Here is a 14,535-nt window from a genome sequence, read left to right as displayed (position 1 = left end):
TCCCACGACTTTGTGAAATCCTTCACCCACCCTCTTGGCCCGGCCCGCCGATTCGTGCTGAGATGCCGCCACCACTCAACAGCTCGATGGCGTGCTCGGGGAGGGCAACGTGGCGCATACCGCCATGTCTGGTAACGGAACGACCGCCGGTGACGATCCCCTCCAGACCGCGGTATGGCGGCTGCGCTCCCGCGGGTGCTGGGCCGACGCGGCCGCCCTGCTGCTGCCGGACACGCCCGCGGCGGCGCTGCAACGCGCCTCGCTGCTGGTGGAACGGTGTCTGTACACCGAGCAGGGCTGGGAAGAGGCCGAGGACGCGCTGCGCACGGCCGAGGCGCTGGCGCACAGCGACGACGAGCGGGGCGCGGCCGCTTGTGAACGCGGGTACTTGGCCTACGCCGCGACGCTGCTCGCGGTGCGCGACCGCGCCGACGAGGCGCGGGCCGCGCTGGGACGGGCGGCGGCACTGATCCCTCCGGGGGCGCCGGCACGGGCCCTGCTGGACTTCCGGCGCGGGCTCCTGGCGGAGAACCTGACGCGCTCGCCCCAGGCAGCGCGCGCCGCGTACCGCCGCGCCCACGCCGGGGCGACGGCCCACTCCGACCCGCTGCTGCTCTCCTTCACCTGGCGGCACCTGGCGGGACTCGCCCTGCGGGACGGGGAGTTGGCGGAGGCACGGCACGGTTTCACGGAGTCCCTGCGGATCCGTGAGGAGCTGGGCTACCTGGTGGGTACGGCCCCGGCACTGGTGTCCCTGGCCGACACGGAGACGGAGCCGGAGGCGTCCCGCCTGCGGGAGGAGGCACGGCGGCTGTTCCGCCTGCTCGGCGGTGTGCCGACATGGCTGGCACGTCAGCTGTCACCGCTGCCTCCGGCGGCGGGAGCGGCGACCGCGTGACGGCGTGAGCGGGCTGCACGGTGCTCGGCGTTGCCACTGAGGCGGGGTGGGTGCGCAGCCCGGCGGAGCGGGGTGCCGCTTCTTAAGGACGGGTGCCGCCCCTAGCGGTACGACTGCCCGCAGCTGAGCGGACCGGGCGGCCCGCAGCCAGGCGGCGAGCCCCGCGGCGACGGGTCTGCGGCGGCAGCCGAGACGCGCCCGCACCCGCCGTCGTACGCAAGGGGACGTGTCGGGGGGTGTCCGCCCGCAGCGGTTGGCGCGTCAACGAACAGCGAGTCGGTACGCAACTCCATCGCGCCGTTCCGAGGACGGACACCCCCCGGCGCGGCCCCGACCCACAACCCGGCGACTAGGCGCGACACGAGCCCCCACTCAGCCGCACAGGCCGCCGCAGGCACCCGGCACTCAGCCCCCCGCCGCACCCGCGAAATGCTCCCCCACCAGCACCCGCACCACTTCCAGATCCCGGGCGATCAACGCGTCCAGCAACGCCGTGTGCTCATGCGCGTCCGCCACCAGGTCCGCCCGCCCCCGCACCCCCGGCCCGCCCCCGACCAGCGGCCACTGCGCCCTGCGATGCAGATCCTCCGCGATCTGGACCAGCTGCTCGTTCCCAGAGAGGGACAGCACGGCCCGGTGGAACCCCCGGTCGGACTCCGCGTACGTGGCCCGGCAGCCGGTGGACGCCGCGCGGACCGTCGCCTCGGCGAGGGGCCGCAGCTCGGCCCAGCGCTCGGCGGGCACCGTGCGGGCCAGCCGCAGCATCACCGGGACCTCGATCAGCGCCCGCACCTCGGCCAGTTCCGCCAGCTCCCGCGCCCCCCGCTCGACCACCCGGAACCCACGGTTGGGCACGACCTCGACGGCCCCCTCCAGGGCCAGCTGCTGCATCGCCTCCCGTACGGGCGTCGCGGAGACCCCGAACCGCTCGCCGAGCACCGGCGCCGAGTACACCTCCCCGGGCCTGAGGTCCCCCGCCACCAGCGCGGCCCGCAGCGCGTCCACGATCTGCCCGCGCACGGAGGCCCGCTGGACGACGGCCCGGACCCGCGGAGCGCACGGCGCGGACGGCTCACTGTGCGTGTGCTCCCCCCGCACGGCCCCCGCCTGCTCCGGCACCCGGGCCTGCCCGGCCGGCACCCCGGCACCAGCACCGACACCCACACCGGCCCCAGCCCCCGTAGCGGCCCCCTCCGAGGCGCCCCACGAAACCCCCGTCCCGGCGGAGCCCTGCGCGCCCTGCTTCAAGGGTCCTCCTCCGGACGTATCAGTACTTGGGGTCATTACGGCGGCTTGTTACTCGCCCGTCAAGCACCATAAGCGCACCGACCGCCAGTTCAAATCCCGGCGATCTTGGGTAAGGTAAGGCTTACCTTCAAACGCCCGCTCAACAGACGTGGATCGGTGATCGCATGCCCGTGCCCCGTTCGGCCGTCTCCGGCGCCTACGCCCGCCTGGCCGAGATCCTCCCGGGGCTCGCCGTCACCGAACTGACCCCCGAAGAGGAGACCCCGCGCGGCGGCGGCTGGGTCACGGCCGCCGACCTCGCGGCCGCCGGCCCCGCCCTGGACGCGTTCCTGGCCTGGGACGACGCCCAGATCGAACGGGACTACGCCCAGCAGGCCCGCCCCGACGTCGTCGCCAGCTTCGGTCTGCACCGCTACGCCTGGCCCGCCTGCCTCCTGATCACCGTGCCCTGGTTCCTGCACCGCAGGGTCCCCCGCTACCCCGTGACACACGTCTCGTACGACCGCACCGCCCCCGGCCAAGCCCTCGGCCACCTGGCGGTCCGGTCGGCCGGTTTCGCCTGCCTGCCCGACGACGAGGCCGCCACGCTGCCCGGCGCCCGGGTCGTCCCGGACGAGGAGGCGCTGCGGGCCGAGGTGCGGTCGGCGGTCGCCGAGCACCTGGAGCCGGTCCTGACCGGCTTCGGCCCCCGGATGCGGCGCCGCGGCCGGGCCCTGTGGGGCATGGCGACCGACGAGATCGTCGAGGGCCTGTGGTACGTCGCCCAGCTGCTCGGCGAGATCGAGGAGCGGCGCGCGATGCGAGAACTGGAGCTGCTCCTGCCGGGCGCGACCAAGCCGTACGTCGGTACGGCCGCGTTCCGGGAGCTGACCGGCCCGGGCGGCGAGCCCCTGCGCACCCGGGACCGCGCGAGCTGCTGCATGTTCTACACGCTGCGCCCGGAGGACACCTGCGCCACCTGCCCGCGCACCTGCGACGCGGACCGGGTCAGCAAGCTGCTGGCCACGGCCAGTTGACACTCCGTCGGACAACGTGACCCGCCCGGTCCCGTAGGATCATCACGGAACCGGACACCCACACGCCCACAGGCGATTCACAACTTCCTCACGCGTCACGGGAACTTTCCGGAGAACCACCCGTACGGGTACTCTTGCTCGAACTCAACTCCCGCCCCTCAAGCGGCAGTTCGAGCAGAACGCCGCCCTGGGCATTCCCTTGCACTTCCTTGGCGGCCTCTTGCCCCGAAACCCCCTGAGGGCCGGTGGGATTGGGCCACTATGGCGGGCGTTACGCCCTATCCCCATGCAAGGGACCACCCACATGAGACTGACCGACATATCGCTGAACTGGCTGCTTCCGGGCGCCGTGCTTCTCCTGGGCATGCTGGCGGCGGTGGCGGTGCTCGCGCGCGGCAAGCGCTCCTCGGTCAAGGACACGAGCGCGGACGATTCCTGGGAGCGCAGCGAGGAACGCCGCAGACGCAAGGAGGCCGTCTACGGCACCGTCTCCTACGTCCTTCTGTTCTGCTGCGCGGCCGTCGCCGCCGCCCTCTCCTTCCACGGCCTGGTCGGCTTCGGCGAGCAGAACCTCGGCCTGTCCGGCGGCTGGCAGTACCTCGTCCCGTTCGGCCTGGACGGCGCGGCGATGTTCTGCTCCGTGCTCGCGGTGCGCGAGGCCAGCCACGGTGACGCCGCGCTCGGCTCCCGGATACTGGTCTGGACGTTCGCGCTCGCCGCGGCCTGGTTCAACTGGGTGCACGCGCCCAGGGGCGTCGGCCACGACGGCGCCCCCCATTTCTTCGCCGGCATGTCCCTCTCGGCGGCGGTCCTGTTCGACCGCGCGCTGAAGCAGACCCGCCGGGCCGCCCTGCGCGAGCAGGGTCTGGTGCCGCGCCCGCTGCCGCAGATCCGTATCGTGCGCTGGCTGCGGGCCCCCAGGGAGACGTACAAGGCCTGGTCGCTGATGCTGCTGGAGGGTGTGCGCAGCCTCGACGAGGCGGTCGACGAGGTCCGCGAGGACAAGCGCAAGAAGGACGCGGACCGGCAGCGGCGCCGCGACCAGCAGCGCGTGGAGCGCGCCCAGCTGAAGGCGATCAGCCGCGGCCACCGCGGCTACCTCGGCCGCGGCGGCGGCCGGCAGCTGGAGGTGCAGGTGGAGCGCGGCTCCTCGCAGGTCTCCGCGGAGCCTGCCATATCCGCGCCGGAACAACTGCCCGTCCGCTCGCGTCCCTCCCTGCAGCCCGTTCGCCACGGCGCTGACCCGGTGACCGTCGACCTCACCGCGGAGGACGACACCATGGCGCTGCCGCGTCTCGACTCCCTGGAGCGCAAGCTCAAGGACCTGGAGCAGCAGTTCGGCTGAGCGAGCCACAGCACGACAGGAGGGGGCGTGGCCTGCGGGCCGCGCCCCCTTCGGCGGTCACGCCGCCTCGGCCGCCAGCTCGAACCAGACGGCCTTGCCCACCCCGTGGGCCCTGACTCCCCAGGCGTCCGCGAGGGACTGCACGAGGAACAGGCCCCTGCCGTTCGTGCCGTCGTCGGCGACCGGCAGGCGCAGCCGGGGTCTGCGGGCCACGAAGTCTCGTACCTCCACGTGCAGTCCGCGGGGCCCGACGGTGGCCGTCAGGACCGCGTCGTGGTCGGTGTGGACGATCGCGTTGGTGACGAGTTCGCTGGTGAGCAGTTCCGCTATGTCGGGAAGATCGGTCCGCCCCGGCCTCCCCCACTGCCGGAGCAACTCCCTGAGGGCCCTGCGGGCTTCCGGCACGGCCCTGAGGTCCGCCCGCCCGAGTCTGCGCCTCAGCTGTGGCGCCGGCACCCGCTCCGTGACGTCGTCGGACTTGTCCTCCACCGTCTTCGCGGAGAAGGCCCCTATCGCTACGGGACCGCCCCCTCGTACCTGCCTCTCCATGACCCCCGCCCGCGCGCCGATGTCGGTTCCCCTCCTGCTCGAACACGTTCACGGGGATCCATGCCCCGTCGGACACGCGACAGTCATGTCGAATTGTCAACGACCAGGTGTTCGGCCACCGGAACGGGGCGGACGGCCCGGGCGGCGGGCCGCTGAACGGCACGGCAGTGGCGGAGAGGGGGACAAGAGGGTAGCCGGTCCGGGTCCCCGGGCGGATCCTGACCGCCGGAGATCGGACGATGGGCCGACGGCCGGCTGCCGATCCCTGCGTACGCGGTGAAGGGCTGGGGCGACGGGGCGGAGGGCGCGGCGCCACGGTGAAGTTGGCCGAAGTGCGACGGTCCGCACGGCCGCCACGGGCAGGACGGGGCCGCCCTCCCCCACCCCCGTGGCGGGAGGACGGCCCCGGTCTTCCGGCGGAGGCGCGGTCAGTACAGCTTGTTGACGGCGGTGGTCGTCGTCTTCTTGAAGGCCTCCACGGGAGCGCTGTCGAAGTAGCCCATCTGGCCCCACGACACGACGGTGACGGTCCTGCCGTCCCGTCCGACGGACAGCAGCGAGATGTCCGTGGCGCCCCAGGACGTCTCGGTGTACACGCCGCGGACGCGCGCGCCCTCCTCGACGGGCAGCGAACCGTAGTCCCGGCCCTCGGCCTCGACGACGTCCGGGTCGTTCTTCTCGATGCGATCCGCGCAGGTGCGGATCAGGTCGTCGTAGTGCTTCGCCAGGGCCTTGGCCAGGGCGGGCGTGTCCGCCACGACGGTCAGCTGCACGGCGCTCGCGTCCACGTCGGTCCGGAACTCCCGGTACCGGTAGTCGTAGGAGGTCACGCCCTCCGTGTCCACGCAGGAGCCGAGTCCCTGCGGGAATCCCTCGGTGACCGGGCCGGCCGTCCAGGCCGAGGTCGGGTGCGGCGGCAGCTGGGACGCCGAGAGGAACTTGGGCGCGGCGGCCTTCGGTGCGGCGCCGGCGGCCGGTGCCATGAGGACCGTGCCCGCCGCGAGGGCGGCGGCGGTGAGTGCGGTGAGAGCGCTTGCTCGCATGCGCTTGGGCATGGGTGTTCCCCCGTGGATGAGTGCGTGGATGAGTGCGTGGATGTGGATGCCGCGGCCGGCCCGGCTGGTCGGCCCGGGCCTGGTCGGTGCGGCACCAAGAGCATCAGCCGTCCCACCGTCCGGATGCAACAGCCCGCATCCGATTCGGTGCGGTGGAACCATCCCAGCCCTTCTGACGTGCAGGTACATGGGTGCCTGGGATGCCGTCCCGGGCGGGGGCGGACCACACGAGGGCGGGGGAACGGTGCCGGCACACGAAGAGGTCGACGACGTCGAGGAGTTCGCGGCGCGGTTGCGGGAGTTGAAGGACCGCACGGACCGCAGTTACGGCTCGCTGGCCCGCCGTCTGGCCATGAACACCTCGACCCTGCACCGCTACTGCGCGGGCGAGGCGGTCCCGCTCGACTTCGCCCCGGTGGAACGTTTCGCGGCCCTCTGCGGGGCCTCCCCCGAGGAACGCCTGGAACTCCACCGCCGCTGGCTCCTGGCGGTGGAGGCCCGCCGACGGCCGCGTACCGCGAGCACCGCCGGCACGGGGGAGGCCCCGGCACCCGACGCCGCTGCGGAGGAAGAGCCACCAGCCACGACGGACACGTCAGGCGCGGCCGACACCGCGGGCACGACCGACACCGCCGGCGCAGCGAACGCCACAGGTCGCTGGTACCGCCGCAGACGCGTCGCGGTCGGACTGGCGGCCGCCTGCGCGCTGCTCGCGACCCTCGGCAGTCTCTCCGCGCTGCCGGACAGCCGTCGGACACCCGCCGACGACCGTGCCCGCGTCGCTGGCCCGTCCGCGAACGGCACACCGGAGGCCCAGGCACCGGACCGCCGCACCACCTCGCCCACCCCGGACAACTCCCCCACCGGCAAACGGCCTTCACCGTCCGCCACCCCCAAGGAGAAGGAGAAGAAGAAGGAGCCCTCCCCGGGGCCCTCCTCCCGCACCACCCCGCCCACCGGCGGAACGCCTTCCGGCACCCCCCTCACCTGGTCCGTCGACTCCCAGGCCTGGAAGCTGGGCTGCGGTCACGACTACGTCATCGCCCGGCCGCCGAGCCGGGTCGCCCCGCCCCCGCCCCCGCAGGACGCCGGCACCTGGGCGGCGGCCCACGGCGCGGTGCACGGTGGCGAGACGCTCGTCGAACTGTCAGTGCAGGGGCGGTCCGACACGGCCGTGGTGCTGCACGCGCTGCGTGTGCGCGTGGTGGGGCGCACGGCACCCGTCCAGGGCAACGCCTACGCCATGGACCAGGGCTGCGGCGGCTCCGTCACCCCGCGCCACTTCGCCGTGGACCTGGACAAGGACCGCCCCCTCGCCCACGCGGTCCCCGGGAACGACGCCGGCACGCCGATCCCGGCGGTGCGCATGCCGTACCGCGTCTCGGCACAGGACCCCGAGGTGCTGCAGGTCACCGCCCGGACGGAAGGCTGCGACTGCCAGTGGTACCTGGAGCTGGACTGGTCGTCCCAGGGCCGCCGGGGCACGATCCGCATCGACGACGACGGCCGCCCGTTCCGCACCAGCGGCATCCGGGGCCTGCCCCGCTACATGTACGACACGTCCGCACGGCAGTGGGCGCCGTACAGCTGACCGCCTCTCCTGTAACGCTTTTCCCGCCGCGTTCCAAGAACAAGTGACGTGCCTTCGACGACAAGGTGACACCTGTGGATGACGCGGAACGGTTACGGGGCGGGCCCGCTGCAGCGGTTCGGGATCCACGGCTCTTCGAGGAGTTCTACCGGCGCCACGTGGACGCGGTGATGCGTTTCGTGGCCCGGCGTGTGGACGACCCGCACACGGCGGCCGACCTGACGGCCGAGATCTTCCTCGCGGTCCTCGACTCGGCCCACTCCTACCGGCCGCGCCTCGGCAGCGAGACCGCCTGGCTGTACGGCATCGCGCGCAACGTCGTGTCGTCGGAGCGCCGCCGGGTCGCCCGGGAGACCGAACGCGACCTGCGCATCTCGGGGCGGCGGCTGCTGGAGCCCGACGACATCGCCCGCATCGAGGACCGACTCGACGCGGAGAGCCCCGGGCGGCGCGCCCTGGCCGCCCTGGCGAGACTCCCCGAGGGCGAGCGGGCCGTCGTGGAACTGATCGCGGTGGACCAGCTGACGGTGACCGAAGCGGCGGCCGCGCTGGGCATCCGCCAGGTCACCGCCCGGGTCCGGCTGCACCGCGCGCGCAAGGCGCTGCGGGAGGAGTCCCCGGCCGGCACCGCCCGCAAGCCTCCCCCGGCCGTACCGGCACGTCCCACGGGGCCGGAGACGCCGGACACATCGCTGCTGCACGTCGCAAGGGGAGAAGCATGAGCACGAGGACGACGTTCGAGGACCGGCTGCTGGACGGGCTGAAGTCGGAGATCGAACGGCGCGAGGCCGCAACGCGCCGGGCCCGACCGGCCGCGACCGGAGCCGGCCAGGACAGCCCGGCGGCCTCCCCGCGCCCGCTGTTCCGTCCGCGCCGGATGGCCGTCGTCGCGCTGGCCTGTGCGGCGGCCTGGCTCGCCGCGGTGGTCGTGCCGGGCTCGCCGGCCGACTCGCCCGCGTACGCGGTGGCGCCCCGCGGGGACGGCAGTGTCCGGCTCACGGTCAAGGACCAGGACATGAGTGTCGAGGCGCAGTACGAGCTCGCGCGGAAGGTGAGTTCGTGGGGCGTGCACGTGACGGTCGACGTGCTCCCCGCCGGCCAGGTCTGCGAGCGCAGCAGGGTCACACCGCTCGCGGGGGTCGACCGCCGGGGCGAACGCGTCCTCATCATCCCCATGAAGGCCCGCTGGGACGTCACCCTGCGGCCGGGCAGCGTCCTGGCCTTCGAGAACACCAGGGGCGCGTCCCGGCCGCGCGCGGTCGAGTTCTACCGGACCAGGGCCGAGGCCGTGCCCTGCGTTCCGGTGCGGGTCACGCTGCCGGAGGACTAGCCGCATGACCCTCGCCACGACCGGCCCGGCACGCCTGGGCTGGCTGGACGCGCTGCGCGGCCTCGCGGCTCTCGTCGTGGTGTTCGACCACTCGTCGTACACCTTCCTGGCGGACTTCCGGCGGGAGCTGATGCCGCAGTTCAACACCAGCCGCTACGGCATCATGGTGTTCTTCCTGGTGAGCGGCTACATCATCCCCGCGTCGCTGGAACGCCGGGGCTGCGTCCGGACGTTCTGGATCGGGCGGATCTTCCGCGTGTACCCGCTGTGGGCGGCCGTCGTCACCGTGTACCTCGCCGTCGACCTCCTGGGCCTCGCGGAGGGGCGTGGCCTCGACGGGCAGGGCGCCGCCGCGGTGGCCGTCGCCCACGTCACCCTGCTGCAGGAGCTGCTGGGGACGCCCAACCTCCTGCTCGTCCTGTGGACCCTCTCCTACGAGATGTGCTTCTACCTGCTGGTCGTCGCCCTGTTCACGGTCCGTCTGCACCACAGGTCCGCGTCGGTCGCGGTCGCCCTGGCGGTGCTCGCCGCCGTGAGCGCGGCGGCGGGAGCGGTGCTGCCGGCCTCCGCCCTGTCCGGCAGGACCGGCACCGGCCCGCTCATCGCGTGCGCGTCGGTCGCCATGGTGGTCGCCATCGGCTGCGCGAGCTACGGACCACCCGTACTGCGGGTGTTCGGGGGTGTGCTGGGCGGGGTGCCGGCGCTCGTGCTGGTCCCGTTCAACGGCACGATCCCGCTGTGGGAGGGTCTGGTGATCCTCGCCGTGATGTTCCTCGGCACCGCCGTCCACCGTGCCGAGAACGGCCAGATCACCTGGCGGCGCGCGGCGGGCGCCGCCCTGGTGGTGGTCGCCTGTGCCGTGGCGAGTGCCTGCCGCTACGGCGACGGCGACCACTTCACGCGGCGCGGCTGGATCACGGCGTTCCTGCTGGCCGCGCTCACCTTCGGCGCCGGTCTTGCCGTGCGCCGCCGGGCGATACCGCGTGTGCTGGCCTGGCCGGGAACGATCAGCTACTCGGTCTACCTGGTGCACCCGGTGCTGCTGGCCGTGATCGACAGCACCGCCGGCCGCCGCCGGCAGGACCAGCTCGCGCTGGAGGTGGCGTTCTACGCCGTGCTGCTGCCCCTGTGCGCGCTGACCCACCGGTACGTCGAGGCGCCGGGCCAGAACTGGGGCCGCAGCCTCGCCCGTCGGCTGCGGCCCCGGTACGACACCCCTATGGACGCGGCACGTTCCGCAGGTTGGAGCGGGCCATCTGGAGCATGCGGCCCACGCCGCCGTCCAGGACGATCTTGGAGGCGGAGAGGGCGAAGCCGGTCACCATCTCGGCCTTGATCTTCGGTGGGATGGACAGGGCGTTGGGGTCGGTGACGACGTCGACGAGGGCCGGGCCCTTGTGCTTGAAGGCGTCCTTCAGGGCCCCGGCGAGGTCCTTGGGCTTCTCGACGCGCACGCCGTAGGCGCCGCAGGCGCGGGCGACGGCGGCGAAGTCGGGGTTCTTGTTGGCGGTGCCGTAGGACGGGAGCCCGGCGACCAGCATCTCCAACTCGACCATGCCGAGGGAGGAGTTGTTGAACAGGACGACCTTGACCGGCAGGTCGTACTGCACCAGCGTCAGGAAGTCGCCCATCAGCATGGAGAAGCCGCCGTCGCCGGACATCGACACGACCTGGCGCCCCCGGTCGGTGAACTGCGCGCCGATCGCCATGGGCAGGGCGTTGGCCATCGAGCCGTGGGAGAAGGAACCGATGACGCGGCGGCGGCCGTTGGGTGAGATGTAGCGGGCGGCCCAGACGTTGCACATGCCGGTGTCGACGGTGAACACGGCGTCGTCGGAGGCGACTTCGTCGAGCACGGACGCCACGTACTCGGGGTGGATCGGCGTGTGCTTCTCCACCTTGCGGGTGTACGCCTTCACCACGCCCTCCAGCGCGTCGGCGTGCTTCTTCAGCATCCGGTCGAGGAAGCGGCGGTTCTTCTTCTCCTTCACCCGCGGGATCAGGCAGCGCAGCGTCTCCCGTACGTCGCCCCACACCGCGAGGTCCAGCTTGGAGCGGCGGCCGAGGTGTTCGGGCCGGATGTCGACCTGAACGATCTTGACGTCGTCGGGGAGGAAGGCGTTGTAGGGGAAGTCGGTGCCGAGCAGGATCAGCAGGTCGCACTCGTGGGTGGCCTCGTAGGCGGCGCCGTAGCCGAGCAGCCCGCTCATCCCGACATCGAACGGATTGTCGTACTGGATCCATTCCTTGCCGCGCAGGGCGTGCCCGACCGGTGACTTGATCTTCGCCGCGAACTCCATGACCTCGGCGTGCGCCCCGGCCGTGCCGCTGCCGCAGAAGAGGGTCACCTTGCCGGCCTCGTCGATCATCTCGACGAGCCGGTCGATCTCGGCGTCGCCGGGGCGGACGGTCGGCCGGGAGGTGACGAGGGCGGTCTCGGCGGCCTGCTCCGGGGCGGGCCGGTCGGCGATGTCGCCCGGCAGGGTGACGACGCTGACGCCGCTGCGGCCGACGGCGTTCTGGATGGCGGTCTGCAGCAGCCGCGGCATCTGCTGCGGGCTGGAGATCATCTCGCTGTAGTGGCTGCACTCGGCGAACAGCCGGTCGGGGTGGGTCTCCTGGAAGTAGCCGAGGCCGATCTCGCTGGACGGGATGTGCGAGGCGAGGGCGAGGACCGGGGCCATGGAGCGGTGGGCGTCGTAGAGGCCGTTGATGAGGTGGAGGTTGCCGGGTCCGCAGGAGCCGGCGCATGCGGCGAGACCGCCGGTGATCTGGGCCTCGGCACTGGCGGCGAAGGCGGCGGTCTCCTCGTGCCGGACGTGGATCCAGTCGATGGCGGAGTTGCGGCGGACGGCGTCGACGACGGGGTTGAGGCTGTCACCGACGACGCCGTAGAGGCGCTTGACGCCGGCGCGGGTCAGGATGTCGACGAACTGTTCCGCGACGTTCTGTTTGGCCATGGTTCTCGTCTGCCCCTTCGGTCTCCTGGGATCCCTCCGGGTTCCATCAAGTCACAGCGGGCGCGGTCACGCCTCCCAAACGGCTGCGGCCGTACGGTCGTCGGCGTATCCCTTGACCCGTACTTGGGAGTCGGCGAGGAAGGCCGCGAGACCGGGCGGTTCGGGGCGGGACCACCGGTCGGCGAGGTACTCGCACAGTTCGGGTTCGCCGCGCAACGGGTCGGCGAGGCCGCTGCTGCACATCAGGAGCGTGTCGCCCGGGCGGGCGACGGAGGTGCGGAAGCGGAAGGGTTCGCGGGGTGGTTCCGGGGCCGGTTCGTAGGGGCTCGGCGGGGTCGGGATGCCGAGGTCCATGGTGAGCCGGTCCCCCTCGGAGGTCTCGGAGGGCGGCGAGCCGAAGCCCAGGACCGGTTCGCCCTTGACATCGGTGACCTGCGGTTCGATGTCCTGCCACTCGCCTTCGCGCAGCCGGAACAGTCCGCCGGGTCCGACGCCGAAGAAGACGCGCGTACGGCACTCGGGGTCGGCGGGCAGCAGCAGGCAGCGCAGGCCGGCCGCGTACTCCTCCGGGTCGATGCCCTGCTCGGCGGCGCTGGCGCGGAGTTTGCCGAGGCTGCGGTCGGTGAGGCGGTGCAGGCCGGACTTGAGGTCGCCGCGCCGGCCGGCCCTTATGTCCTCGACGAGCCGGGGGTGACTGCGTCCGACGGCCCGACCGATCCAGTGGCAGGCCTCGGCGGCCGCCCGGTGCGCGCCCGGCGTGGCACGGGCCCCGGTCGCCATCGCCACCAGCAGCAGCGCCTGCTCGCCCGTGCCGAAGCGGGCGGTGAGCAGCGAGTCCCGGCGGGGCTCCCCCCGGTACCGCGCGGAGTCCCCTCGCAGCGAGACGGCGCGCAGGGTGCAGGCCCCGTACCGGGCGCCGTCGAGCACGGTGTCCGCGACGAGGTCGTCGAGATCGTCGGGGTCCGCGGACGGCAGGGCGGTGGGTTCGGCGTCGTAGGTGGGGGGCCGGGAGCCGACGTACCCACGGGGGCGGGGGCCGGTCGCGGGCGGCTCGATCCGGGGGCCGGGGTGGTCGGAGGGGGGCGTGGTGGCGGGCGGAGCCGTGGGGGCCGAGGGCGTGGTGAGGGGCGGAGGCGGCGTGGAGGGCGGGGACGTGGTCGGCGGTGCCGCGGGTGGCGGGCCTGCGGCCACCGGGGACGCGCCCGTGCCGGGCTGAGGCCGGGTGACGTCCGTCGGCGGCGCGGCCTTCTCGGGCGGTTCCTCCACCGCGCTGCCCTCCCGGCGCGGCCAGGAGGGAGGAAGGGCAGGAGGCGGGGGCGGGGGCGTCCGCGGGCGGGGAGGCCGTGAGGGGGCGGGTGGTGGTGGGGCCGTGCCGCTGGTGGGCGGCGGCTCGGGGGGCCGCTCGGCGCGGTCCGGCGGCTTCGTGGGGGTCGGGAAGGTCACGGGGCCCGTGGGACGGGCCGGCGGTGGTTCCCACGGCGCGCGCCACGGATCACGGTCGAGGGCCCGGTCAGGGGCCCGTTCGGTGGCCTGGTCGGCCACCGGGTCGGTGGGGCGCCGGGTGGCCGGCGCGTCCCTCGCGTCGTCGGCCCCGGACCTCGGCGCCGGTACGACCGGATCCGCGTCCCCGCGGTACGGCCGGTCCGTCACCGTGTCCGTGCCGGGGCCCGGCCGCTCGTCGCTCGCCGCGGAAACGCCCTGGTCACCGACCGTCCCCGCCGCCGAGGCGAAACGGTCGTCCAGGGAATCGGGGGCCGGTGCGGGGCCCGTGTCGCCGGTGGAGTCGTCGTACAACTGCCCCCACCAGTCGTCCTCGTGACCGGTGGGCCTTCCCCCCTGCTGGCTCATGCCCCTAATTGTCCACCGCACGAGCCGGATGAAAACGGTGCTTGGGGAAAAACCGGCCCGCCACCCCGCGACGAACGGCACGTCGAGTGAGCCGTAGAACGGCCATGCGATACCGGGGCGCCCCGGGGGCCGCACCCGGCTGACCTGCGGGTCTGGGCCGCTGCCAGGGTCCTGACCTGCGTCTTCTCCCGGCTTCCGGCAGTCTGGTCAGATGGGAGTGTGGGACCTCCTGCTGGTCGGGCTGGTCATCCTGCTCGGTCTGTGCGGAGTGCTGCTGCCCGCGGTGCCGGGGTCGCTGCTGGTGTGGGCCGCGGTGATGTGGTGGGCGCTCAAGGACCCGCAGCCCGTCGCCTGGTGGGTGCTGGTGGGCGCCACGGTCCTGATGTTCGTCTCCCAGGCCGTCCGCTGGGCGCTGCCGCCCCGGCGGCTGCGCGCGAGCGGCGCCAACCGCCGCATGCTGGCGTACGCCGGAGCGGGCTCCACCCTCGGCTTCGTCCTGCTGCCGGTGCTCGGCGCGATCCCCGGCTTCCTGGCCGGCATCTACCTCTACGAGCGGCTCCGCCTCGGCCGTCACACCGACGCGGTCGCCGCCCTGCGCACGGTCATGCGCGCGGGCGGCTCCGGCATCCTGGCCGAACTGTTCACCTGCCAGCTGATCGCGGCGGCCTGGGTGGGCACCGTCTTCTGGGGGTGAG

At 73.3% G+C, this 14,535-nt stretch carries 13 protein-coding genes; 8 read left to right on the top strand and 5 right to left on the bottom strand.

What is annotated here, in order from left to right; translation table 11 throughout:
- The first annotated feature begins 109 nt into the window (after positions 1–109).
- Positions 110–898 (top strand): hypothetical protein, encoded by a 789-nt coding sequence (locus ABZ948_RS23345; RefSeq protein ID WP_359762448.1) that lies wholly within the window; start codon positions 110–112, stop codon positions 896–898.
- 405 nt (positions 899–1,303) lie between these two features.
- Here the strand turns inward: ABZ948_RS23345 and ABZ948_RS23340 are convergent, their stop codons facing one another.
- Positions 1,304–2,146, bottom strand: a complete 843-nt coding sequence (locus tag ABZ948_RS23340; protein WP_435857579.1) for a GntR family transcriptional regulator — start codon at positions 2,144–2,146, stop codon at positions 1,304–1,306.
- A 164-nt stretch (positions 2,147–2,310) separates the two neighbouring features.
- Here ABZ948_RS23340 and ABZ948_RS23335 point away from each other — a divergent pair, with 164 nt between their 5' ends.
- Together ABZ948_RS23335 and ABZ948_RS23330 are read left to right on the top strand one after the other, a co-directional pair.
- Positions 2,311–3,162 (top strand): (2Fe-2S)-binding protein, encoded by an 852-nt coding sequence (locus ABZ948_RS23335; RefSeq protein ID WP_359762444.1) that lies wholly within the window; start codon positions 2,311–2,313, stop codon positions 3,160–3,162.
- Between the two features lie 304 nt (positions 3,163–3,466).
- Complete coding sequence (locus tag ABZ948_RS23330; RefSeq protein WP_031121174.1) at positions 3,467–4,507, top strand: DUF2637 domain-containing protein; 1,041 nt, start codon at positions 3,467–3,469, stop codon at positions 4,505–4,507.
- Between the two features lie 57 nt (positions 4,508–4,564).
- Here the strand turns inward: ABZ948_RS23330 and ABZ948_RS23325 are convergent, their stop codons facing one another.
- Positions 4,565–4,996 (bottom strand): ATP-binding protein, encoded by a 432-nt coding sequence (locus tag ABZ948_RS23325; protein WP_359762442.1) that lies wholly within the window; start codon positions 4,994–4,996, stop codon positions 4,565–4,567.
- A gap of 488 nt (positions 4,997–5,484) precedes the next feature.
- The gene (locus ABZ948_RS23320) at positions 5,485–6,111 is read right to left on the bottom strand and encodes a hypothetical protein (RefSeq protein ID WP_359762441.1); all 627 of its coding nucleotides are present in this window, start codon (positions 6,109–6,111) and stop codon (positions 5,485–5,487) included.
- Positions 6,112–6,355: 244 nt separating this feature from the next.
- Here ABZ948_RS23320 and ABZ948_RS23315 point away from each other — a divergent pair, with 244 nt between their 5' ends.
- The 4 genes from ABZ948_RS23315 to ABZ948_RS23300 all read left to right on the top strand — a co-directional run bounded on the left by ABZ948_RS23315 (position 6,356) and on the right by ABZ948_RS23300 (position 10,368).
- Positions 6,356–7,702, top strand: coding sequence for a helix-turn-helix domain-containing protein (locus tag ABZ948_RS23315; RefSeq protein ID WP_359762439.1), 1,347 nt, complete (start codon positions 6,356–6,358; stop codon positions 7,700–7,702).
- A gap of 74 nt (positions 7,703–7,776) precedes the next feature.
- On the top strand, positions 7,777–8,424 hold the full coding sequence (locus ABZ948_RS23310) for an RNA polymerase sigma factor (protein ID WP_359762437.1): 648 nt from the start codon (positions 7,777–7,779) through the stop codon (positions 8,422–8,424).
- Positions 8,421–9,032, top strand: a complete 612-nt coding sequence (locus ABZ948_RS23305) for a hypothetical protein (protein ID WP_359762435.1) — start codon at positions 8,421–8,423, stop codon at positions 9,030–9,032. Before ABZ948_RS23310 ends, ABZ948_RS23305 begins: the two co-directional genes overlap by 4 nt.
- Positions 9,033–9,036: 4 nt before the next feature.
- Positions 9,037–10,368: an acyltransferase family protein gene (locus ABZ948_RS23300; RefSeq protein WP_359762433.1), complete on the top strand. Its 1,332-nt coding sequence runs from the start codon at positions 9,037–9,039 to the stop codon at positions 10,366–10,368.
- Here ABZ948_RS23300 and ABZ948_RS23295 read toward each other — a convergent pair.
- Complete coding sequence (locus ABZ948_RS23295) at positions 10,250–11,992, bottom strand: pyruvate dehydrogenase (protein WP_359762431.1); 1,743 nt, start codon at positions 11,990–11,992, stop codon at positions 10,250–10,252. The genes ABZ948_RS23300 and ABZ948_RS23295 overlap by 119 nt on opposite strands.
- A 66-nt stretch (positions 11,993–12,058) precedes the next feature.
- Entirely contained in the window at positions 12,059–13,840 is a 1,782-nt protein-coding gene (locus tag ABZ948_RS23290) for a protein phosphatase 2C domain-containing protein (protein ID WP_359762429.1), read from the bottom strand.
- A 211-nt stretch (positions 13,841–14,051) separates the two neighbouring features.
- Between ABZ948_RS23290 and ABZ948_RS23285 the strand changes: the two genes are divergently transcribed.
- Positions 14,052–14,534, top strand: coding sequence for a DUF456 domain-containing protein (locus tag ABZ948_RS23285; protein ID WP_359762428.1), 483 nt, complete (start codon positions 14,052–14,054; stop codon positions 14,532–14,534).
- Position 14,535 lies beyond the last annotated feature (1 nt).

Origin of the sequence: Streptomyces olindensis, assembly GCF_040645895.1 — a bacterium.
Taxonomy (GTDB): Bacteria; Actinomycetota; Actinomycetes; order Streptomycetales; family Streptomycetaceae; genus Streptomyces; species Streptomyces olindensis.
The sequence above is the reverse complement of the archived record's forward strand: the minus strand, read 5'-3'. Positions and strand labels throughout refer to the sequence as shown.

Excerpts from the sequence above, each read along its gene's own strand:
- ABZ948_RS23305 (WP_359762435.1), top strand. The coding sequence starts at position 8,421 with ATGAGCACGAGGACGACGTTCGAGGACCGGCTGCTGGACGGGCTGAAG.
- ABZ948_RS23320 (WP_359762441.1), bottom strand. The coding sequence starts at position 6,111 with ATGCCCAAGCGCATGCGAGCAAGCGCTCTCACCGCACTCACCGCCGCC.
- ABZ948_RS23295 (WP_359762431.1), bottom strand. The coding sequence starts at position 11,992 with ATGGCCAAACAGAACGTCGCGGAACAGTTCGTCGACATCCTGACCCGC.
- ABZ948_RS23330 (WP_031121174.1), top strand. The coding sequence starts at position 3,467 with ATGAGACTGACCGACATATCGCTGAACTGGCTGCTTCCGGGCGCCGTG.
- ABZ948_RS23300 (WP_359762433.1), top strand. The coding sequence starts at position 9,037 with ATGACCCTCGCCACGACCGGCCCGGCACGCCTGGGCTGGCTGGACGCG.
- ABZ948_RS23290 (WP_359762429.1), bottom strand. The coding sequence starts at position 13,840 with ATGAGCCAGCAGGGGGGAAGGCCCACCGGTCACGAGGACGACTGGTGG.
- ABZ948_RS23285 (WP_359762428.1), top strand. The coding sequence starts at position 14,052 with ATGGGAGTGTGGGACCTCCTGCTGGTCGGGCTGGTCATCCTGCTCGGT.
- ABZ948_RS23335 (WP_359762444.1), top strand. The coding sequence starts at position 2,311 with ATGCCCGTGCCCCGTTCGGCCGTCTCCGGCGCCTACGCCCGCCTGGCC.